The 22,376-nt window shown below is 65.3% G+C and carries 18 protein-coding genes; 6 read left to right on the top strand and 12 right to left on the bottom strand.

All coding sequences use genetic code 11. From position 1 onward, the window contains the following. The first annotated feature begins 193 nt into the window (after positions 1-193). Both AB7245_RS14075 and AB7245_RS14070 read left to right on the top strand, forming a co-directional pair. Complete coding sequence (locus AB7245_RS14075; protein WP_085403935.1) at positions 194-1,327, top strand: nitronate monooxygenase; 1,134 nt, start codon at positions 194-196, stop codon at positions 1,325-1,327. A gap of 184 nt (positions 1,328-1,511) precedes the next feature. Further along, positions 1,512-3,023: an acetyl-CoA acetyltransferase gene (locus AB7245_RS14070; protein WP_085403972.1), complete on the top strand. Its 1,512-nt coding sequence runs from the start codon at positions 1,512-1,514 to the stop codon at positions 3,021-3,023. Positions 3,024-3,129: 106 nt separating this feature from the next. Here the strand turns inward: AB7245_RS14070 and AB7245_RS14065 are convergent, their stop codons facing one another. The 6 genes from AB7245_RS14065 to ltnD form a co-directional block, all read right to left on the bottom strand. After that, the gene (locus AB7245_RS14065; protein ID WP_085403936.1) at positions 3,130-4,329 is read right to left on the bottom strand and encodes an efflux RND transporter periplasmic adaptor subunit; all 1,200 of its coding nucleotides are present in this window, start codon (positions 4,327-4,329) and stop codon (positions 3,130-3,132) included. Then, positions 4,316-7,495 (bottom strand): efflux RND transporter permease subunit, encoded by a 3,180-nt coding sequence (locus AB7245_RS14060; RefSeq protein WP_085403937.1) that lies wholly within the window; start codon positions 7,493-7,495, stop codon positions 4,316-4,318. Before AB7245_RS14060 ends, AB7245_RS14065 begins: the two co-directional genes overlap by 14 nt. A 245-nt stretch (positions 7,496-7,740) precedes the next feature. Beyond that, positions 7,741-9,432 (bottom strand): methyl-accepting chemotaxis protein, encoded by a 1,692-nt coding sequence (locus AB7245_RS14055; RefSeq protein WP_439034358.1) that lies wholly within the window; start codon positions 9,430-9,432, stop codon positions 7,741-7,743. A 170-nt stretch (positions 9,433-9,602) separates the two neighbouring features. Further along, positions 9,603-10,880 (bottom strand): 3-oxo-tetronate kinase, encoded by a 1,278-nt coding sequence (otnK, locus tag AB7245_RS14050; protein WP_439034357.1) that lies wholly within the window; start codon positions 10,878-10,880, stop codon positions 9,603-9,605. Further along, the gene (gene otnI, locus AB7245_RS14045; RefSeq protein WP_085403939.1) at positions 10,877-11,659 is read right to left on the bottom strand and encodes a 2-oxo-tetronate isomerase; all 783 of its coding nucleotides are present in this window, start codon (positions 11,657-11,659) and stop codon (positions 10,877-10,879) included. The genes otnK and otnI overlap by 4 nt, the downstream gene beginning before the upstream one ends. Before the next feature lie 16 nt (positions 11,660-11,675). After that, positions 11,676-12,593: an L-threonate dehydrogenase gene (gene ltnD, locus AB7245_RS14040; protein WP_014496893.1), complete on the bottom strand. Its 918-nt coding sequence runs from the start codon at positions 12,591-12,593 to the stop codon at positions 11,676-11,678. Positions 12,594-12,698: 105 nt separating this feature from the next. On the opposite strand from ltnD, the gene otnC reads away from it, so the two are divergent. After that, the gene (gene otnC / locus AB7245_RS14035; RefSeq protein ID WP_028146885.1) at positions 12,699-13,373 is read left to right on the top strand and encodes a 3-oxo-tetronate 4-phosphate decarboxylase; all 675 of its coding nucleotides are present in this window, start codon (positions 12,699-12,701) and stop codon (positions 13,371-13,373) included. 184 nt (positions 13,374-13,557) lie between these two features. Here the strand turns inward: otnC and AB7245_RS14030 are convergent, their stop codons facing one another. The 6 genes from AB7245_RS14030 to AB7245_RS14005 form a co-directional block, all read right to left on the bottom strand. Beyond that, positions 13,558-14,262, bottom strand: a complete 705-nt coding sequence (locus tag AB7245_RS14030) for an ABC transporter ATP-binding protein (protein ID WP_085403940.1) — start codon at positions 14,260-14,262, stop codon at positions 13,558-13,560. Then, positions 14,246-14,977 carry an ABC transporter ATP-binding protein gene (locus tag AB7245_RS14025; protein ID WP_028146884.1) on the bottom strand — a complete coding sequence of 244 codons (732 nt, stop codon included), beginning with the start codon at positions 14,975-14,977 and terminating at the stop codon, positions 14,246-14,248. Before AB7245_RS14025 ends, AB7245_RS14030 begins: the two co-directional genes overlap by 17 nt. Further along, the gene (locus AB7245_RS14020; RefSeq protein ID WP_063984699.1) at positions 14,974-15,957 is read right to left on the bottom strand and encodes a branched-chain amino acid ABC transporter permease; all 984 of its coding nucleotides are present in this window, start codon (positions 15,955-15,957) and stop codon (positions 14,974-14,976) included. Before AB7245_RS14020 ends, AB7245_RS14025 begins: the two co-directional genes overlap by 4 nt. Continuing rightward, complete coding sequence (locus tag AB7245_RS14015; RefSeq protein WP_085403941.1) at positions 15,957-16,835, bottom strand: branched-chain amino acid ABC transporter permease; 879 nt, start codon at positions 16,833-16,835, stop codon at positions 15,957-15,959. The genes AB7245_RS14020 and AB7245_RS14015 overlap by 1 nt, the downstream gene beginning before the upstream one ends. 146 nt (positions 16,836-16,981) lie before the next feature. Next, a complete protein-coding gene (locus AB7245_RS14010) occupies positions 16,982-18,226 on the bottom strand; it encodes an ABC transporter substrate-binding protein (RefSeq protein WP_085403942.1) in 1,245 nt (414 codons plus the stop codon). A gap of 89 nt (positions 18,227-18,315) precedes the next feature. Next, the gene (locus tag AB7245_RS14005; RefSeq protein ID WP_071915761.1) at positions 18,316-19,131 is read right to left on the bottom strand and encodes a putative hydro-lyase; all 816 of its coding nucleotides are present in this window, start codon (positions 19,129-19,131) and stop codon (positions 18,316-18,318) included. A gap of 119 nt (positions 19,132-19,250) precedes the next feature. On the opposite strand from AB7245_RS14005, the gene AB7245_RS14000 reads away from it, so the two are divergent. Genes AB7245_RS14000 through AB7245_RS13990 form a run of 3 tightly spaced genes read left to right on the top strand, consistent with a single transcriptional unit; the run spans position 19,251 to position 22,375 of the window. Further along, entirely contained in the window at positions 19,251-20,168 is a 918-nt protein-coding gene (locus AB7245_RS14000; protein WP_085403943.1) for a LysR family transcriptional regulator, read from the top strand. 32 nt (positions 20,169-20,200) lie between these two features. Then, complete coding sequence (locus AB7245_RS13995) at positions 20,201-21,451, top strand: Zn-dependent hydrolase (protein WP_085403944.1); 1,251 nt, start codon at positions 20,201-20,203, stop codon at positions 21,449-21,451. 12 nt (positions 21,452-21,463) lie between these two features. Beyond that, positions 21,464-22,375 carry an NAD(P)-dependent oxidoreductase gene (locus tag AB7245_RS13990; protein WP_085403945.1) on the top strand — a complete coding sequence of 304 codons (912 nt, stop codon included), beginning with the start codon at positions 21,464-21,466 and terminating at the stop codon, positions 22,373-22,375. Position 22,376 lies beyond the last annotated feature (1 nt).

Raw genomic sequence — 22,376 nt, 5'->3', positions numbered from 1 at the left:
GCGCAAGAGGCAAATCGGCGGGCTCCGGTCTGTTTATTTTGTGCAGCGGAATGGCTCATCCGCCGCGTGGCGTCTGCACGCAAGATGCGCGGCCAAATCCGGATTGGCATCGCTAGCGACGATGGGCTAGCGTCGAAGCGCCTTCGCTCAAGCAAAGCAACAACAGCAACGCGACGGCTGCCGGGAGAGAGCCATGAAATCGCCGATCTGCGACATGCTGGGCATCGAGTTCCCACTGCTCGCCTTCAGCCATTGCCGCGACGTCGTTGCCGCCGTCAGCCGTGCCGGCGGCTTCGGCGTGTTGGGTGCCACCGTGCACACGCCCGACACGCTCGAGCGCGAGCTGAAATGGATTGACGAGCATGTCGACGGCAAGCCCTACGGCATCGACGTGCTGATCCCCGAGAATATCTCGACCGCAGGCGAGAAGGACGTCACCTGGAAGAGCCTGGAGGCGCGCGTGCCGCAGGAGCACCGCGCCTACACGCGCGACCTCCTGAAGAAATACGACATCGAGTTGACGACAAGTGATGTGGCCGACAACCAGCCGCAACCGTTCGACGCGAAGACCGCACTTCAGCTGCTCGAGGTCTCCTTCAACCATCCGATCCGATTGATCGCCAACGCGCTGGGCGTGCCGCCGAAGGCGATGATCGAGATGGGCAGGAAGCACGGCGTGCCGGTTGCCGCCCTCGTCGGCGCCAAGGAGCATGCGTTGCGCCAGGTCGCCGCCGGCGTCGACATTCTCGTGGTGCAGGGCACCGAGGCCGGCGGCCATTGCGGCGAGGTCTCCACCCTGGTGCTGGTGCCGGAGGTGATCAAGGCGATCAAGAATATCCGCGACGTGCCGGTGCTCGCGGCCGGCGGCATCATGACGGGACGGCAGATGGCCGCCTGCATGGCGATGGGCGCGGCCGGCGCCTGGACCGGCTCGGTGTGGCTCGCCACCGTCGAGGCCGAGACCACGGCGATCTTCCGCGAGAAGATGATCACGGCGTCCTCGCGCGACGCGATCCGTTCGAAGGGGCGCACCGGCAAGCCAGCACGCCAGCTCCGCTCGGTCTGGACCGATGCCTGGGACCGCGCGCCGGAAAGCCCGGGCGCGCTGCCGATGCCGCTGCAAAGCGTCATCAGCCGCGACGCCTTCAACGCGATCGATCGCGCGGCGGCGAGCGGCAACGCAAAAGCGCGCGACCTCGTCAGCTATTTCGTCGGCCAGGGCGTCGGCCTGATCGACAGCGTGAAGTCGGCGGGCGCGGTGGTGCAGGAGTTCAAGGAAGAGTTTGCCGAGGCCGTCGAGCACATGAATGCGCTGGTGGCGGAGTAATTGCCTGTGGCCGGAATAGAGTCCGTGGCTCATCCTTCGAGGCTCGCCAAGCGCCGCAAGCGTCGCTCGGCTCGCACCTCAGGATGACGCTTCATCCGTAGCCGTCACCCTGAGGTGGCCGCTTCTTCAGCGGCCCTCGAAGGGCGACGGCGTGCCGAAGACCCAGAAAGTGAACCAAGAAGAAATGACCAAGACCTCTATCCCGGAAGACCTCATCCCCGTCATCGTCGGCATCGGCGAGATCGTCGACCGACCCAAGGAGATCACCGACGGCCTCGAGCCGCTCGATCTGCTCGAACAGGCGCTACGGCGGGCCGAACAGGACGCCGGCGCAAAACTGCTTGGCGAGGTGCAGTCGCTCGACGTCGTCAACTTCCTGAGCTGGCGCTATCGCGATCCGGAAAAGCTTTTGGCGCAGCGGCTCGGCATTGCGCCGGCGCATTGCTATTACGGCCCCGTCGGCGGCGAGAGCCCGATCCGCTACATCCACGAGGCGGCAAAACGCATTGCGCGCGGCGAATGCACGGTGGCGGCTGTCTGCGGCGCGGAGGCGCAGTCGACCGCGACCAAGGCGGAGCGCGCCGGGGTCAAGCTACCCTGGACGCCGTTCGCCCACGACGTCGAGGAGCCCAAGCGTGGGGCGGCATTCCAGAAGCCGCTGGCGGTGAAGCTCGGCGTGTTCCGTCCCGTCACGGTTTATCCATTCTATGAGTCCGCCTCCTCCGCCCATTGGGGCCAGACGCCGCGTGAAGCCATGGCAGAGTCCGGCACGCTGTGGTCGCGCTACTCCGAGGCCGCCGCCGAAAATCCCAACGCCTGGCTGAAGCGGCGCTATGCGCCGGACGAGATCACGACGCCGACGGCGGACAACCGGCTGATCGCCTGGCCCTACAACAAGCTCATGGTCGCCAACCCCAGCGTCAACATGGGCGGCGCGCTGCTGCTCACCAACCTCGCCAAGGCGCGCGCGGCCGGCATCGCCGAGGACAAGCTGGTCTACCCGCTTGGCGGCGCCTCGGCCGAAGAGCCGCGCGATTACCTCCTGCGCGATCAGTTCCATGAAAGCCATCCGCAGAATGCGGTGCTGAAGGCGGCGATGGATCTCGCCGGCGGCGACGGCAAGAAATTCGACGCGATCGAGCTCTATAGCTGCTTCCCCTGCGTGCCCAAGATGGCGCGGCGGACGCTGGGCCTCGGGGCCGACGTGCAGCCGACCGTGACCGGTGGCCTCACCTTCTTCGGCGCGCCGCTCAACACCTACATGACGCACGCGGCCTGCGCGATGCTGCGGCGTGTGCGCGATGGTGCCAAGCTCGGGCTGCTCTACGGCCAGGGCGGCTTCGTCACCAAGCACCACGCATTGGTGGTGTCGAAGACGCCGCGTGAGGCGCTGGCGCAGGAGACGAGCGTGCAGGCAGAGGCCGACCGCAACAAGCGCGCGGTGCCCGAGTTCGTCACGGAGGTCTCAGGCAGGGGCAAGGTCGAGAGTTTCACGGTGCTCTATGGCCGCGGCGGCGAGGTCGAACACGGCGTGGTGATGCTGCGGACGGAAGATGATCGACGTACGCTGGGGCGCATCGCGGCCAGCGATACGGCGACTCTGGCGCACTTGCTGAACATGGATCGCACGCCGGTGGGTTCGCTCGGCGAGATCGCGATGGCCGCGGATGACGTGCCGGAGTGGCGGGTGACGTAGCTTTCGTAGAGTGGGCAAAGGCGCTCTTGCGCCGTGCCCACCATTCTTCTTCCAATCACGTGAAGACGGTGGGCACGCTTCGCTTTGCCCACCCTACGAGATCAACCTAGCCCTTCGGCGCCTGCTTCTCCGACGCCGTCGCCGGCTTGCCCTTGGCACCGCCGGCGACGCGAACCTGGTCGCCGTCGGAAAGGCCATCCGGCGGGGCAGTGATGACGCGGTCGTCGGGTGCGATGCCCGAGGCGAGTTCAATCTCCTTGCCGAGATCGCGTGCGATGGTCACGGTCTTGAACTGCACCTTGTCGTCGGGACCGACGGTCGCAACACGCAGACCGCTGCCGTTGAAGATCAGGGCACTGGCGGGAATGCTCAGCGGCGCGGTGTCGCGCTGAAGGTTGAGCTTCACGCTGGCATAGCCGCCGGGCATCAACTCGCCGTTGGAATTGTCGAGCCGAAGCTGCATGCGGGTGGTTCCTGAGGCGACGTCGACGGCCTGCGAAGACGCCTCGACCGTCGCCTGGAATGTCCGGTTCGGGTATTCCGGCATGACCATGGTGGCCTTGGCGCCGATCTTGATCGCAGGCACGTAGTTCTGGGGAACGTTGACGTAAACGCGCAGCTTGGTGATGTCGGAGACCACGAACATCGCCGGGCCGGAGCCGCCGCCGGCATTGATCAACGCGCCGACGTCGGTATCGCGCGCCGTGACCACGCCATCGAACGGCACCGTGATCTTCTTGTAGCCGGCCAGCGCTTCAAGCCGTTCGACATTTGCCTGGCCTGAGTGGACGGCCGCGTTCTTATTGGAGAGATCGGCGGTGCGCTCGTCGATCTCCTGCGCGGAGACGAAGTTGGAGGCGACCAGCGTCTTGCGCCGGTTGAGCGTTGCTTCCGAGAGCCTGGCACTGGCCTGCTGGCTGGCGAGGTCGGCGCGGGCCTGAAGCAGTTGCTGGTCGAGGTCGGGCGCCTCGATCTCGGCGATCACCTGCCCCGCCTTGACGCGCGCGCCCATGTCGACGCTCCAGCTCTTCAGATAGCCGGAGACGCGTGCGAAGATAGGCGCGCGGTAATAAGCTTCGAGCCGACCCGGCAGGTCGATGGTGCCGTTGAGGGATTTTGCGTTCGGCAGGGTCACCGCAACGCTGGGAACGGCCTGATCGTCGGTCCATTCCTTCAGCTTGGAGCCCTGCTCCTCGCGGGCACGAATGCCGGTACCCACGACGAGGCCTGCCGCAATCAGCGCCACCACGCCGAAGATGCCCAGTTTCCGGTGCGACACCGGGGAGCGGGGTTCAGTGGGCGACATGCGGAGTCTCCAATGGGGCGGCGGCTTTGGCGCCTTGTTTCTTGTGTACCATACTGAACACCACGGGAACAAACATCAGCGTGGCGAAAGTTGCAAAGATCAGGCCGCCGATCACGGCGCGGCCAAGCGGCGCATTCTGCTCGCCGCCCTCCCCGAGCCCCAGGGCCATCGGCGCCATGCCGATGATCATGGCGAGCGCGGTCATCAGCACCGGGCGGAACCGGACGAACCCGGCCTCGAGTGCAGCGGCGATGGGGTCACCGAGCTCCTCGTAGCGCTCGCGGGCGAAGGAGATCACCAGCACGCTGTTGGCGGTGGCAACGCCCATGCACATGATCGCGCCGGTGAGCGCCGGCACCGACAGCGTCGTCTCGGTCATGAACAGCATCCAGACGATACCGGCGAGCGCGGCCGGCAGCGCCGTGATGATCACGAACGGATCGGACCAGGACTGGAAGTTCACGACGATCAGGAAGTAGATCAGCACGACGGCACCGAGCAGGCCGAACAGCAATCCGGTGAAGGCGCTGTTCATGGTCTGCACCTGGCCGAGCAGCACCACGGAGGAGCCCTTCGGCACGTCCTTGGCGGTGTCGGCGATCACCTGGCGGATGTCGGCGGCGACCGCGCCGAGATCGCGGCCCGAGGTCGTGGCAAAGATCTGCACCAGCGACTGGATGTCGTATTGCGACACCACCGCGCTCGAGGTCGAGCGCTTGATGTCGGCGATGCCGCCGAGGATCGGCGATTGGGAATTGCCGGTGGCCGTGATCGGCAGCGTCTGGAGCGCGCTGAGCGAGTCGATCTGGTATTGCGGCGTCTGCATCACGATCGAGTAGGACACGCCGTTGTCCGGATTGAGGTAGTAGGTCGGCGCCACCTGCGAGGAGCCGGCGAGATTGACCACGAGGCTGTTGGTGACGTCGCGCTCGGTCAGGCCGACATATTGCGCGCGGGTGCGGTCGACATCGATGTTGAAGGTTGGGTTGTTCGGCGACTGCTGGATGCGCGCATCGGCAACGCCCGGGATCTTGCGAACCCTCGCCAGCAAATTGTTGGCGTAGGCAAAGTTGGCGCCGATATTGGCACCACGGATTTGCAGGTCGATCGGCGCCGGCGCGCCGAAGTTCAGGATCTGGCTGACGATGTCGGCCGGCAGGAATGCGAAGCTGACGCCGGGGAACAGGCGCGGCAGCTGCTCGCGCAGCACGCGCACGTGCTCTTCCGTCGGCTTGTGGCCCTCTTTCAGCTTGATCTGGATGTCGCCGTCCTGCGGGCCGATCACGCCCGTGTTGTTGTAGGTCATGTTGATGCCGGAGATCGGCATGCCGATGTTGTCGGTCAGCGTCTCGATTTCGCCGGGGATCAGCTTGCGGATCGCCTTCTGGACGTCGGCGAGCTGGTTGGCCGTCTCCTCCACGCGGGTGCCGACCTGGGTGCGGACATGCATCAGGATATTGCCGGCATCGACCGCCGGGAAGAAGTTGCGCCCGAGGAACGGCACCAGCGCGAAGGACGCGCCGACCACGCAGAGGAAGCCGATCACGAACACCGCGCGGTGCACCAGCGCCAGTCCCAGCAGATTATGGTAGCCGCCGCGGATGCGCTCGAACCGCTTCTCGAAACCGCGCTGGAACCACACCAGCGGATTGCGCGACTTCGGCGGCGCGCCCTCGTGATGGACGTGCGCCTGCAGCAAATAGTTCGCCATGGTCGGCACCAGCGTGCGCGACAGGATGAACGACCAGATCATCGCGAACATCACGGCTTCGGCCATGGGCACGAACAGGAAGCGGGCGACGCCGGAGAGGAAGAACATCGGCACGAACACGATGCAGATACATAGCAGCGAGACGAAGGCCGGCGTCACGATCTGATTGGCGCCGTCGAGGATCGACTGCTCGACCGGCTTGCCCTGCTCCAGATGGTAGTTGATGTTCTCGATGGTCACGGTGGCATCGTCGACGAGGATGCCGACCGCGAGCGCAAGGCCGCCGAGCGTCATGATGTTGAGCGTCTCGCCGATCGCCGACAGCATGATGATGGCGCCGAGCACCGAGAGCGGGATCGAGACCGCGATGATGACCGTGGAGCGCCAGCTGCCGAGGAACAGCAGGATCATGACGCTGGTCAGCAGCGCCGCGATCACGCCTTCGATCGCGACGCCTTGAATCGCACCGCGGACGAACACCGACTGGTCGCCGATGAAGCCGATCTTCAGCGCGTCCGGCAGCTGGTCCTTGACGTCGATAACCTTCTGCTTGATGCCGGCGATGATATCGAGCGTCGAGGTCGCGCCCGCCTTCAGCACCATCATCAGCACCGAGCGGTTGCCGTCGACGTGGACGATGTTGGTCTGCGGCGGATTGCCGTCACGCACGGTCGCGACGTCGCGCACATAGACCATCGCGCCGTTGACGGTCCTGATCGGCAGATTGCCGAGCTCGTCGATCTTCAGCGGCGAGTTGTTGAGCTGGATGTTGTATTCGAACTGGCCGATCTTCTGGGTGCCGACCGGCGTGATCAGGTTTTGGGCTGCGAGCGCGTTGGCGACGTCCTGGCCCGACAGGCCACGGGCCTGGAGCGCGGTAGGATCGAGGTCGATCTGGATTTGGCGCTGCTTGCCACCGAACGGATACGGGATCGCCGCGCCGGGCACCGTGACCAGCGGGGTGCGCAGATTATTGATGCCGATATCGGCGAGGTTCTGCTCGGTCAGGCCATCGCCCGACAGCGCCACCTGGATGATCGGCACGGTCGAGGCGGAGTAGTTCAGGATCAGGGGCGGCGTTGCGCCCGGCGGCATCTGCTTCAGCAGCGTCTGCGAGATCGCGGTGACCTGCGCGTTGGCGGTGCGGATGTCGACGTTCGGCTGGAAGAAGATCTTGATGATGCCAAAGCCGTTATAGGAGTTAGCTGTAATATGCTCGATGTCGTTGACGGTCGTCGTCAGCGCGCGCTGGAACGGCGTGGTGATGCGGCCGGACATCTGGTCCGGCGGCAGGCCGGTGTACTGCCAGACCACGCCGATCACGGGGATGCGGATGTCCGGGAAGATGTCGGTCGGCGTCCGCAGGGCCGCGAGCGGCCCGATGATCAGGAGCAGAAGCGCGAGCACGACAAACGTGTAGGGTCGGCTCAGGGCAATACGGACCAGAGCAATCATTGGTCAGGCAATTCCAAATCGGGGACAGGGAACACGCCCCACGGGTTCCTAGGGCTGATTTACCCGAACACCGTGGAAATGGCCAACGACAGCGCCGCCCCGTCCGGTCACTTCCCTGCTATCGCACTGCGAAATCGCATTCCAGATATGCAGCCTGCGGCCGGAAGATTACGAAAGCGGCTCACCCCCACGTAAAAAAGCGGCGCCCGCAGGCGCCGCCTTCAGAACTGCGAGCGTGTCCCGGCTTAGGCCGCGCGGACGTTGGTCAGGAACTTGCTGACCTCGGTCTTGAGGCGGCTCGAGTCGTTGGACAGCATCTGCGCTGCCGACAGCACCTGCGAGGAGGCCGTGCCGGTCTCGGTCGCGCCGCGCTGCACGTCGGTGATGTTGGAGGAGACCTGCTGGGTGCCCTGCGCCGCCTGCTGCACGTTGCGGGCGATCTCCTGGGTCGCTGCGCCCTGCTCTTCCACCGCAGCCGCAATCGCCGAGGAGATTTCGGAGAGACGCTCGATGGTCGAGGAGATCTCCTTGATGGCGCCGACCGAGTCGTTGGTCGCCGCCTGGATGCCGGAGATCTGCTGGCCGATCTCGCCGGTCGCCTTGGCGGTCTGCTCGGCGAGCGCCTTCACCTCGGAGGCGACCACCGCGAAGCCGCGGCCGGCTTCACCGGCACGCGCCGCCTCGATGGTGGCGTTCAGCGCCAAGAGGTTGGTCTGGCCCGCGATGGTGTTGATCAGCTCGACGACGTCGCCGATGCGAGAAGCCGCCTTGGACAGCTCGCTGACGCGCTCGGTGGTGGCACGGGCCTGGCCGACGGCGTCGCCCGCCATCCGCGCTGATTCCTGCACCTGACGGCTGATCTCGCCGACCGACGAGGCCATCTCCTCGGTGGCCGAGGCCACCGACTGCACGTTGGTCGAGGCTTCCTCCGAGGCCGCGGCGACCGTAGTCGCCATCCGCTGGGAGCGGTCGGCAGTCGAAGTCAGCGTCGAGGCGGAGGCCTCGAGCTGGGTCGAGGCCGACGACACGGTCTGGACGATCTCGCCGATCATCGTTTCGAAATCGCGGGTGATGCCGTCGACGCGGCGGCCGCGCTCGATCTTGGCTTCGGCATCGGCGGCGGCGGCCTCGTCGGCGGCTTTCTTGGCGATCAAGGCTTCCTTGAAGATCTGGAGCACGTCGGCCATGGCGCCGATCTCGGTCTTCTCGCCGCGATACGGGACTTCGGCGGAGAGGTCGCCCTTGCCGAGCGCCTGCATCGGTTGGATGATCGAGTTGATGCCGGCGGAGACGTCCTGGACCAGGTAGAAGCTGACGCCGATGCCGATGATCACGGCGGCGCCGAGGATGATCGAGACCAGCATGAAGGCATAGAAATAGCTGTCGGCGGCATCCTGGGCAGCCTGGTCGCCGCCCTTGGTGTTGAGATCGATGTCCTTCATCAGGACCTCATCCGACGCAAGGCCGATCTTGTTGACCGTCTTGGTGTTCAGCTCCTGGGCGTCATGCGGGACCTTGCCGGCCTCCTTGCGCGACAGCGCCATGACGTCTTCGGTGCCCTTCTTGTAATCGTCCCAGAGCTTGGCCCATTCGTTGTACAGCCGGCGCTCCTCGGGTGAGGTGATCATCGGCTCGTAGGCCTTGCGGGACTTGGCGAGCGCCTCGATGACGGTGCCGGCCGTCTTTTCGTTGGCGAGCTTCTCCTCGAGGGTCTCGGACAGCATGTGCTGGCGAACGACGTTGCGGTAGGTGATGACGCTAGCGCGGAGTTCGCCGAGCACCCGGACGCTGGGCAGCCAGCTCGTGGTGATGTCGGTGGTGTTGGCGTTCATCGACCGCATCTTCGTGACGGCGAGCAGGCCCATGCCGGTCATCGCGACCAGCAGGAACGCCACGACACTGATGATCTTGGCGCGAATGGAAATGGTGGCGAACATAATCGGGTCTCGTTGTGCTGGCGCGGGCGCGCGTCCGGGAGGTCTTAACAATCAACCAAAAGGAGCGACGCCGACATCAGACAACAGAGCGACTGAGCAGATGTTAACTACGACTCCGTTCGAGTACGGAGCCTGAAAGAAATGAACAGGCAGCTAAGAACGCCCTGCGCTCAGCGCATGAGCCCAAGCGCGTCCGCGAAGAATTCCGGCCCGCCGAAATTTCCGGACTTCAGCGCGAGCAACATATCGCCTGCTTCAGCGCCGACGGCGCGCAGCACCGGGACGCCCGCAGCGATCTCAGCGCCGACCAGAAAGCCGGGAATCCCGAGGCGATCGACGACGGCGCCGGAGGTCTCGCCGCCAGCCACGACCAGCCGCCGGACGCCTGATTTGACTAGGTTTTCCACAATGTCGGCCATCGCCTGCTCGATGGCGTGACCGGCTGCATCGCGGCCGTGGCGCGCCTGCAAGGCGGCGACCTGATCCGGTGTCGCGCTCGACGCGATCAGGACCGGACCGTCGGCTAAACGCGGCTTGGCCCAGGCGATCGCGCGCTGCACTTCGTCCGCTCCCGTAAGAATACGGTCCTGATCGAGATGGAGCACCGCCATGACGCGTTCGGCATTGGCGATCTGCTGAAGCGTCGCCTGCGAGCAGCTTCCGGCGAGGCAGGCCGCCGGTCCGCCGACGGCGGCGTCCGCCCCGCCGCTGCCAGCGGCCGACTTGACCTTGCCCGTCGAGACCAGAGCCCGCGCCAGTCCGAGGCCGATGCCGGAGGCGCCGACCGACAGCTGATGCTGGGCAGCGACGAGGCCGATGGTCTCGAGGTCGCGGTCGAACACGGCATCGATGATCGCGGCACCGGTGCCCTTGCCTGACAATTCGGCAAGCCGAGCCCGCACGGCCTCCGCGCCGCGGGTGACGGTCGCGAGGTCGACGAGACCCACCTGCGTCTTGCTCTGGCGTGCCAGCACGCGCACCAGGTTGGAATCGCGCATCGGGTTGAGCGGATGGTCCTTGAGCGGACTCTCGTTCAGCGGCACGGCGCCGACGAACAGATTGCCCTGATAGACCGTGCGACCGGTCTCCGGGAAGGCCGGCGTCACCAGCACGACGGCCTCGCCGCTATCGGCGCGCAGCGCGTCCATCACCGGGCCGATATTGCCCGCATCGGTGGAATCGAAGGTCGAGCAGATCTTGAACAGCACATGGCGCGCCCCGCGGTCACGCAGCCATTTCTCCGCCGCACGCGAACGCGACACGGCAAGGCCTGCCTCGATCGAGCGGCTCTTCAGCGACACCACGACGGCGTCGACCTCGGGCAGCGTGAGATCGTCCGCGGGCACGCCGATGGTCTGCACGGTACGCAGGCCCGCGCGCGTCAACGTGTTGGCGAGATCGGAGGCGCCGGTATAGTCGTCGGCGACGCAACCCAGTGCGAGCGTCACGGCTTCACTCCCGCATAAGGCTTGAACCAGGCGAGGCCATCGGTGGTCTTGCCGCGCGGATTGTATTCGCAGCCGACGAAGCCGGTATAGCCGAGCCGGTCGAGCTCGGTGAACAGGAACGGATAATTCAGCTCCTCGCCGTCGGGCTCGTTGCGCGAGGGGACACTGGCGATCTGGATATGCCCGATGATCGGCATCATCTCGCGCAGGCGCATCGTGACGTCGCCGTGGATGATCTGGCAGTGATAGATGTCGAACTGGAGCTTCAGGTTCGCCAGTCTCAGCTCCTGGATCAGGTCGCGCGCGAAGCCGAAATCGTTGAGGAAGTAGCCGGGCACATTGCGCGCATTGATCGGCTCGAGCACGATGTCGATGCCGTGCGGAGCAAAGAACTCCGCAGCCCACGCCACCGACTTGTAGAACGCCTCGATCGCGACGCGCTCGCCGCGGTTGGCAATGCCGGCCATCAAGTGCAGCCGCTTGACACCGGTCGCCTTGGCGTAAGGCAACGCGGTCTCCAGGCTCGCCTTGAGATCGGAGAATCGCGCCGGCAGCGCCGCAAAGCCCTTCTCGCCGGCGTTCCAGTCGCCCGGCGGCAGGTTGAACAGCGCCTGCGTCAAACCGTTGCGCTTGAGCCGCTCGCCGACCACCTCGGCCGGATGCTCGTAGGGAAAGAGGAATTCGACCGCGGTGAAGCCCGCTTGCGCAGCGGCGTCGAAACGGTCGAGGAACGGCACCTCGGTGAACATCATCGAGAGGTTGGCGGCGAAACGGGGCATCGGAATCCTCTTGGCTCTACTTGTCGCCGGGAAGTTTTACGCCGGTGACCTGCGCATACATGCGCGCCACCGAGGCGTCGTCATCGCGGCCCATGCCGGCAGCTGATGTCATCAGGAACATCTGGAGCGCGGCGGCCGAGACCGGCACCGGGAAGCGGGCGCTGCGCGCCATGTCCTGGATGATGCCGAGGTCCTTGACGAAGATCTCGACCGCGCTGCGCGGCGTGTAATCGCCGTCGAGCACGTGCGGCATGCGATTCTCGAACATCCAAGAATTGCCCGCGGAGGCCGTGATCACCTCATAGACCTTGCGGATGTCGAGACCCTGCTTGGCGGCGAACGCCATCGCTTCGCTGGCGGCGGCGATATGCACGCCGGCGAGCAACTGGTTGATCATTTTGAAGGCGGCGCCCTGCCCTGCGGCATCGCCGAGCTCGTACAGTTTTGCCGCCATGGCATCGAGCGCCGGCCGTGCCTTCGCAAAGGCAGCGGGACTGCCGGAGGCAAGGATCGTCAGCTCGCCTTGGGCCGCGCGCTGCGCGCCGCCGGAGATCGGCGCATCCAGATAGTGACGGCCGGTCGCCTCCAACTGCTTCGCGAGGCGACGGGCCACATCCGGGTCCATGGTGGCGGAGGACAGGAAGACGCTGTCCTTCGGCAGGGTCTCGGCGGCGCCATCCTTGCCGAACAGGATGGTCTCGGTCTGCGCGGCATTGACGACGACACTGACGACGATGTCGGCGCCCTTGGCCGCTTCCGCCGGCGTGCTGGCGCCCGCGCCACCGTCCTTCACGAAACGCGCCACCGCGTCAGCCGAGACGTCGCAGCCGGTCACGGCATGACCGGCGCGCTTCAGCGAGGTTGCCATGCCGAACCCCATCGAGCCGAGCCCGATGACGGCGATACGCTGATTTTGTGACGTGGAGGCGGACATGCAACTGACCCTTGCGAACGTTTCCTGGACGGCCGCCCTTTGCGGCGGCTCACTGATCCGAATAACACGGCTTGGCCGCGCTGCCAAAGCGTGAGACAAGCGGGCATGACGGCTATGAGCAACGAGACCCGGCTGCGTGAGGATATCTGCCGCTTCGGACGGTCCTTGTTCGAGCGCGGGCTGACGCCGGGCTCTTCCGGCAATATCAGCGTCAAGATGCACGACGGGGGTTGGCTCGTCACCCCCACCAACGCCTCGCTCGGCTTCCTCGACCCGGCGCGACTGTCACGGCTGGACGCACGGGGGCGCCTCCTCTCGGGCGATGCGCCGACCAAGGAAGTTCCGCTGCACACCGCGCTCTACGACACGCGCGAAAGCGCGCGGGCGATCGTGCATCTGCACTCCACCCATTCGGTCGCGCTCTCGATGCTGCCCGAGATCGACCCGCGCGCCGCGCTGCCGCCGATGACGGCTTATTATCTGATGAAATGCGGCGCCACCGCGCTTGTGCCCTATTACCGCCCCGGCGATCCCGCGGTTGCGGATGCGATCAAGGGACTGGCGGGCAAATATTCATCCGTGCTGCTCGCCAATCACGGCCCGGTGGTCGCCGGCGACACGCTGGAGGCCGCGGTGTTCGCGACGGAGGAGCTGGAGGAGACGGCGAAGCTGTACCTGCTGCTGCGCGGGATGAACCCGCGGTATCTGTCGCCGGAGCAGGTGAAGGATCTGGTGAAGGTGTTCGGGGTGGCGCTGCCGGAGCATGGGCACGAGCATTAGGCTTCGTGCGGTCGAGAGTCGGGCAGGACCGCCCCGCGCAACGCTGTCATTCCCCGCGAAGGCGGGGAATCCAGTACGCCGCAGCTTATCCGTATCTCTCTGACGTCTCTGGAATACTGGATCGCCCGATCAAGTCGGGCGATGACACCGAGAGTGTGGGACGCGCGCGCCCAACAATTTGCAGCTACAGCCCCAGATACGCCTTCCGTACGTCCGGGTTCCCCCTGATCTCCGCGGCCGGGCCCTGCATCAGCACGCGGCCGGTTTGCAGGATGTAGGCGCGGTCGGCGATCTCCAGGCACTCGGCCATGCGCTGCTCGACGATCAGCACGGTCATGCCGGCGTCGCGGATGCGCAGTACCGCCTGGAAGATTTCGTCGACCAGCTTCGGCATGATGCCTTGCGAGGGCTCGTCCAGCATCAACAGCCGCGGGCGCGTCATCAGCGCGCGGCCGATCGCGAGCATCTGCTGCTCACCGCCGGACAGCGTCTCGGCGCGCTGCTCCAAACGTTCCTGGAGACGCGGGAACAGCGTGAACACGAGATTGAGCGGCCCCTCGCGGTCGGCGTCGCCGCGGTACAGATAGCTGCCGAGGCGCAGATTGTCGCGCACCGACAGGCGCGGGAACAGGCGGCGGTTCTCCGGCACATAGGCGATGCCGGTGGCGGTGATATGATGCTGCGCCATGCCGTCGAGGCGCTTGCCGTCGAACGTCACCGTGCCCGAGCGCGGACGCTCGGCGCCGGCGATGGATTTGAGCAGCGTCGACTTGCCCGCGCCATTGGCGCCGGCAACGCAGACGATCTCGCCCTTCTGGACCTCGATCGAGACCGCGGAGATCGCGACCAGACCCTGATAGGCGGTCGTGACTTCATGCACCGACAGCATGACGATCTCCCAGATATGCGCTGATCACCTTGGGATCGCGGACGACGTCGGAAGGCTTACCCTCGACCAGCACCTTGCCGAGGTCGAGCACGATGGCGCGGTCGACCAGCGGCATCACGATCTCCATGACATGCTCGACCATCAACACGGTGATGCCGGCATCGCGCACCTTGCGCACCAGCGCGACGCCGGTCTGCGCTTCGGTCGGCGTCAGGCCGGTGAGGACCTCGTCCAGCAGCAGCAGCTTTGGTTCGGTCGCCAGCGCACGGGCGACTTCGAGGCGGCGTTTCTCGGCCGGCACGAGGTCGCTCGCGAGCACGTCGGCGCGCGCGGCAAGGCCGGTGAATTCGAGCACCTCATGCGCCTTGCGGCGTGCCTCGCGCATCACGGTGTTGCGCACGAGAGCACCGACAATGACGTTGTCGATAACAGTCATGGTCTCAAAGCTCTTGACCACCTGGAAGGTGCGCCCGACGCCACGCTGGCAGCGCTCGGCCGCCGGCATGTTCGTGACATCCTCGCCGTCGAACCAGATCGACCCTTGCGTCGGCGGCAAGACGCCGGCGATGAGATTGAACAGCGTCGACTTGCCGGCACCGTTCGGCCCGATCAGACCGACGATCTCGCCGCGGCCGACCGAGATCGAGACATCGCTGTTGGCGACGAGGCCGCCGAACCGCTGCCAGACGCCGCGGGTTTCAAGGAGCGCAGTCATCGCGTGGCTCCTCTTGCTTTCGAACGGGAGAACAGGCTCACCAAGCCGCGCGGCAGGGCCAGCGAGATCGCGACGATCAGGGCGCCGTAGACGATGAGGTCAACGCCACGGCCTGAGCCACCGATATAAGAGCGCGTCAGCTCCGTCATCGGGATCAGGATGGCAGCCCCAAGCACAGGCCCCCAGAGGGTGCCGATGCCGCCGAGCACGGCCGGCAGCGCCATCAGCAGCGAGAACTGGAAGCCCATCACGCTTTCGGGGTCGATATAGGCGAGAAACTGCGCATAGAAGGCACCGCCGATGGCGACGAGGAAGGCGGAGACCGCGGCCGCGCCCATCTTGGAGTTGAACACGACGACGCCGAGGCTCTCGGCCGCTTCCGGATTGTCCTTCACCGCGCGCCACCAAAAGCCCCATTTGGAGTCCTCCAGCCACCAGGTGACGAACCAGGCGAGGCTGCACAGCACCAGCGCGAAATAGAAGTACGGCAGCTTGCTGCGCATGAACTGGAATTTCAGCCAGCTGTCGCCGCGCACGGGAACGGTGATTCCCATCGCAGCCCCCGCCCATTCCCAGTTCTGGAACAAGAGCAGTCCGATCTCGGCGATGACGATGGTCGCGATCACGAAGTAATGGCCGCGCAGGCGGAAGAAGGGATAGCCGAGCCCCATTGCGATGATCGCCGCAATCACGCCGCCGGCGAGCATGCCGAACCAGGGCAGCACGCCGAACTTGGTGAACAGCAGCTCGGTGGTGTAGGCGCCGATGCCGAAATAGAGCGCGTGTCCCAGCGAGATCTGCCCGCAATAGCCGGACAGGATGTTCCAGCTCTGCGACAGCGCCGCATACATCAGGGTCAGGATCAGGATGTTCTGGACGTAAACATCCTTGATCAACAGCGGAGCCAGCGCTGCGAGCCCGGCCAGCACTGCGGCGATGATGAGGTCGCGGCGGCGCCGCGCTGCAAAAGCCTTGTCCATCACATCGACCCGAACAGGCCGCGCGGCCGGATGAAGACGACGAGGAGATAGACGGCATAGATGCCGACGGACTTCAGCGATGGCGGCAACACCAGCGCGGTCACCGCTTCGACCAGGCCGACAATGATGCCGCCGGCGAAGGCGCCGAACACGCTGCCGAAGCCGCCGAGCGCCACGGTCACGTAGGCGATCAGCGCGAACGACGCGCCGACATCGGGATAGATGTAGAAGAACACCGCCATGATCGCACCGGCGAGACCGACCAGCGCGGCGCCGAGGCCCCAGCCGAACGCGAACACGCGGTTCTTGTCGATGCCGACGAGCGCGACGGCGCCGGGATCCTCGCGGGTGGCTTCCAGCGCGCGGCCGAAGTCGGTGCGGTTGATGAAGAGGTAGAGCCCGGCGAAGGCCGCGATCGAGACCAGCGCACCGATGAGCTGCGGCTCGGGCAGGAAGATGCCGGCGACCGAGATGGTTTTACCGCCAAGCCAGGACTGTGGAATGCTGCGATAGTCCGGCGTGAAGAAGTACTGCGCGAGGCCGCGCATCACGATCGCAAGGCCGAAAGTCGTGAAGATCTGCACCATGCCGGCATTGGCCTTGGCCCGCATGGCGAAGCGTACAAGGAGTAGATAGACCACCGCTCCGAACACGAACATCGCCGCTGCGACCAATGGGGCCGACAGCAGGGGATCGATCGCGAAGAACGCGAACAGAAAGAAGGACAGGTACATCGCGAGCATCAGGAATTCGCCATGGGCGAAGTTCGTGACGTCCATCAGGCCGAAAATCAGCGCGAGGCCGACCGCGATCAGTCCGTAGAGCAGGCCCATCAGAAGGCCGCTCGCGAGACTCTGGATAATGGCTTGAGCTGTCAAAAGTCGTCCCCCGAAATAGATCCTCATCCTGAGGAGCGCGCACCAGCGCGCGTCTCGAAGGATGGCCCAGCCCTCGTCCTTCGAGACGCGGGCTACGCCCGCTCCTCAGGATGAGGGCGGGAGCTACGTCCTCCCGCTTCCCAATCTTACTTCATCGGCCAGGTCGCTTCGGCGATCGCGGCCTGCGGCGGGAAGATGGTGACGAACTTGCCGCCGATATATTGCAGCAGCACCGGGTCGGCGTCGTTGTTCTGGCCGGCCTCGTCGAACTTGACGCGCTTCCAGGGCATGATGGTCTGCTCGCCCGGGATGTCGGTCGCGGCCAGTGCATCGCGGATCTTCTCGCCGTCGGCCGACTTGGCGCGGTTGACGGCGTCGGCCAGGATGATCAGGCCCATGAACTGGCGCGAGGTCAGGTCGTTGAAGTCCTTACCCGAGCGCGCCTTGAACATCTCGTTGATCTTGCCGACCATGGGACGCTTCTGCGCGAGATCGAGCGAGAAGGTGCCGCGCGAGATCACGCCTTCGAGCTTGTCGCCGACGGCATCATAGAGCGCCTTCTCCGAGAAGCCGGCGTCCTGCGCCACGATCGCGTTCGGCTTGTAGCCGAGCTCGCCCATGGTCTTGACCAGCAGGATGCCGTCGGTGGTGTAGCTCGAGGGCATCAGCACGTCGGCATTGGCGCTCTTGAGCTGCTGCACTTCGGCCGACAGCGACGGCGAATTGGCGCGATACTTGATGTCGGAGACGATCTTGTAACCGCGTTCTCCGGCGATCTTGGCCTGGGCGTTGCCGGAATCGGTGCCGAAGATGGTGTCCTCGTGGAACAGCGACAGCGTCTCGATCTTGGTGCCCTTCTTCTTCAAGGCATCGAAGAAGTCGAACATCGCAGCCGAGTACATCTCGTCATGCGGGGCAGCGCGGAAGTAATATTTGAGGCCGCGGCGATGCAGGCTCGGCGAGGAGTTGTCGGCGGAGACGAACGGGATCTGGTAGCGTTCGCAGATCTGGCTGACGGTGACGGCGACCGCGCTTTGATAGGTGCCGATGATCGCGGAGACCTTCTCCTGCGTGATCAGGCGCTCGGCCTCGGCGCGGCCCTTTTGCGGATCGGCCTGGTGGTCGGCGAACACGAGGCGGACTTTTGCGCCGCCGAGGCCCGGCAGACCCTCGCCCTTGGCCAGCGGCAGATCGAAATCGGTGTCCTTGTTGATGACCTCGAGCGCGGTCTCATAGGCCTTCTGCGCGTCGACGCCCTGCTGCGCGCTGCCGCCGGAGAACGGATAGATCACGCCGATCACGACCTCGGAGGTCTGGGCGCGTGCAGCGAGCGGCACCAGCGCGGCAGTGGCTGTGGCACCAAGCAGCACGTCGCGGCGAGAGATCGTCATGGCAAAGTCCCCTGTTACTAAATTTCGACTGATCGAATGGAGCGATTGATGGACGCGGTAAAGCCCGAAGAAGCAGCAAACGCTGCCTACTAAATCACGGCCATGTTCCGGTTCTTCAGATCCGTCACCAGCATCAGGCCGGGCGAATGCGTGATCGCGAACGGCAACCTGGCGGCGTTGATCACCGATTGCGGCGTCACGCCGCAGGCCCAGAACACCGGGATCTCGTCGTCGGCGACGGGCACGGGATCGCCGTAATCCGGCTTGGCGAGATCCTTGATGCCGATCAAATGCGGATGGCCGAGATGCACGGGGGCACCGTGCACGGCGGGATAACGCGAGGTGATCTGCACCGCGCGGATCGCATCGGCCGGCTTGAACGGACGCATCGACACCACCATGGGACCGGCGAACGGACCGGCCTCGCCGCAGGCGATGTTGGTGCGGTACATCGGCACGCGCACGTTCTGCTCGATGTGACGGATCGGCATGCCCTCGTCGAGCAACGCCTCTTCGAACGAGAACGAGCAGCCGAGCACGAAGGTCACGAGATCGTCGCGCCAATGCTTGGTCACGTCAGTCGGCTCGTCGACCACCTCGCCGTCGCGCCAGATGCGGTAGCGCGGCACGTCGGTGCGGATGTCGAGATCGGCGCCGAGCGCGGGGATGTGCGGGCTGCCGACGTCGGACATGCCGATGATCGGGCACGGTTTCGGATTGAGCTGGCAGAAGCGGTGAAAGGCGCTGGCGTATTCGGCCGGCAGGATCGCCAGATTGCCCTGGACGAAGCCGGGGGCGACGCCGGCAGTAGATCCGACCTGGCCGCCGCGATAGGCGAGCCGCGCCTGGCGGCTCGGGAGCGTGTCGGGCGTTTCAGTTTGCTGCGCTGCCACCAAAACAGTCATTTGATCGACCTGCCTATAAACTCGACAAAGACAGCCAACACCAAGCATGCTATAAAGTCTAATCTTCCTTTCTAATCGATCTTGATAAATTAGATTTATCGATCGGGAAAATCCTTCTCATGCTGGACTTCAGGTCGATCGAAACCTTCCTTTGGGTTGTGAAGCTCGGCAGCTTTCGCGGCGCCGCAGCACGGCTCAATACGACCCAGCCGGCGATCTCCCAGCGCATCGCCCAGCTCGAGCGCGAGATGGGCGTAAAGCTCCTCAACCGCGATCATCGCGTTGCTTCGCCGACGCCGAGCGGCCGGCAGATGATGGTCTATGCGGAGAAGTTGATCGGTCTGAGGGCGGCGATGATCGCCGAGATCGGCGACCGCTCGGCGATGCGCGGCGTGATGCGCCTCGGCGTCGCCGAGACCATCGTGCACACCTGGCTGCCGCGGCTCGTCAAGAGCATGAACGAAGTCTATCCGAACCTGTCACTGGAGATCGAGGTCGACATCACGCCGAACCTCACTGCGCGCCTGCTCGCGCAGGAGATCGAGCTTGCCTTCGTGGTGGGGCCGCTGTCGGCCTCGGGCGTCCACAATCGCGTGCTCGCGGATTATCCGATCGGCTTTCTCGCAAGCCCCTCGCTCGGGCTCGGCAACGGCCCGGTGACGCGCGCCGACCTCGCGCGGTTTCCGATCATCACCTTCCCGCGCAAGACCAGGCCTTACGAGGTCGTGCGCGAAGTCTTCGACCGGCCGGAACTGCCGCCGATCCGGCTGCATGCGTCCGCATCGCTGGCGACGGTCATCCACATGGCGGTCGAAGGGCTCGGCATCGCCGTGATCCCCGACGCCATCGTCGAGAACGAGCTCGCCGACGGGCGGTTGCAACTGCTCAAAACCGATCTCGCCATAGCGCCGCTGACATTCACGGCGAGCTGGCTCGCCTCGCCTGACGTCGTCGCGGTGGAGCGCGTCGCCGAGCTCGCACGGCAGATTGCGCAGAGCAGCCTCGCGGTTGACGAGTCCGCGCCGGCGCGTCATTGAAAAAGGCGCCGGACAACCGAGAGACCGACCGCATGAGCCGAGCCGCCACCAATCTGCAGATCGATTCCGCCCGCCTCTGGGGCTCCATCCACGAGACCGCGCAGTTTGGCGGGACGGCCAAGGGCGGCGTGCGGCGGCTGACGCTGAGCAGCGAAGACAAGCAAGTGCGCGACTGGTTCCGCAAGGCCTGCGAGGACGCCGGCCTCGAGGTGCACGCCGATGCGCTCGGCTCACAGTTCGGCCTGCGCAAGGGCCGCGACATGTCGAAGCTGCCCGTCGGCATCGGCTCGCATCTCGATACCCAGCCGACCGGCGGCAAGTATGACGGCATTCTGGGGACGCTCGGCGCGCTGGAAGTGATCCGCACGCTGAACGACGCAGGCATCGAAACCGAAGCGCCGATCTGCGTCGTCAACTGGACCAACGAGGAAGGCTCGCGCTTCGCACCGGCGATGATGGCGTCCGCCGCTTACGTCGGCGATTTCACCACCGACGACATCCTGTCGCGCAAGGATATCGACGGCACGACCGTCAGCCAGGCGCTCGACAGCATCGGCTATCGCGGCGACAAGCCGGTCGGCTTCCAGAAGCTCGGCTGCTTCGTCGAGCTGCACATCGAGCAGGGTCCGATCCTCGAGGCCGAAGGCAAGACCATCGGCGTGGTCGATTCCGGCCAGGGCGTGCTCTGGTACGACGGCAAGATTTCCGGCTTCGAGAGCCATGCCGGATCGACGCCGATGCCGCTGCGGCGCGATGCGCTCGCGACGCTCTCCGAAATCGTGCTGGCGATGGAGGCCATCGCGAAGAAGCACGGGCCGAAAGCAGTCGGCACCATCGGCGAGGCCGTGATCGCAAACCCCTCGCGCAACGTCATTCCCGGCGAGATCGCCTTCACCATGGACTGCCGCAGCGCGGATGGCGCCATCATGGACGCGCTCGATCGCGATCTGCGCGCCGCCACTGCCGAGATCGCCGCGCGCCGCAAGGTCGAGGTCAAGATCGACCTGGTCTGGCGCAAGCCGCCGACGCATTTCGATCCCAAGCTGATCGCGGCGGTCGAGAACGCAGCGAAGACGCTCGGCTATTCCTCCCGCCGCATCACCTCCGGCGCCGGCCACGATGCCTGCAACCTCAACACCGTCATGCCGGCGGCGATGGTGTTCGTGCCCTGCAAGGACGGCATCAGCCACAACGAGCTGGAAGACGCCACGCAGCCCGACTGCGCCGCGGGCACCAACGTGCTGATGCATACCGTGCTGGCGATCGCCGGCGTCGCGTCCTGATCGGAGAGAGCCATGCGCGGAGTTTTCGTCGACGCCAACGAAGCCCTCGCCGTGATCATGGAGCGGCTGGAGAAGCCCGGCGACCCCAAGGTGCGGATCCACAGGGATCCCGACATCAAGCCGGAGCAATATCCTGAAGTCCTCGATGGTGCCGAGATCGCCATCGTCGATCACACCGCGCTGCCGACCGAGGTCGCGAAGAAATGCGCGGGGCTGAAGCACGTCGTGTTCCTCGGCACCGGCGCGCGCAGCTACATGAATCCGGAAGAACTCGCCGAGCTCGGCATCTCCGTGCACCTGATCAAGGGCTATGGCGACACCGCCGTCGCCGAATCCGCGATTGCGCTGATGTGGGCCTCCGCCCGCGTCATCGCGATGATGGATCGCGAGATGCGCGGCGGCAACTGGCTGCGCGAGGATGGCATGCAGCTCACCGGCAAGACGCTCGGCCTGATCGGCTTCGGCGGCATCGCCGCGGAAGTCGCACGCATTGCGGTCGGCTCAGGCATGAAGGTGATCGCCTGGAACCGATCGCCAAAGAGCCATCCTGGCGTCGAGTTCACCGATCTCGACACGCTGCTGGCGAGAAGCGACGTCGTGTCGCTCCATCTGCTGCTCAACGACGAGACCCGCGGCATGATCACGCGCGAGAAGATTTCTGCGATGAAGCCCGGTGTCATCCTGATCAACACCGCGCGTGCCGCGGTCGTCGACGAGCAGGCGATGATCGACGCGCTGAAGTCGGGGCATATCCGCCATGCCGGCCTCGACGTCTTCAACATCGAGCCCCTGCCCGGCGACCATCCGCTGACAAGACTGCCGAACGTGACGCTGTCGGCGCATTCGGCCTTCCGCACGCCGGAAGCGAGCGAGAACCTGATTGAAGCGGCATGGGTCCATTGCCGCCGGATCGTGAAGGGATAAA

Source organism: Bradyrhizobium sp. 604_D8_N2_3 (assembly GCF_051810765.1).
GTDB lineage: Bacteria > Pseudomonadota > Alphaproteobacteria > Rhizobiales > Xanthobacteraceae > Bradyrhizobium > Bradyrhizobium barranii.
The sequence above is the reverse complement of the archived record's forward strand: the minus strand, read 5'-3'. Positions and strand labels throughout refer to the sequence as shown.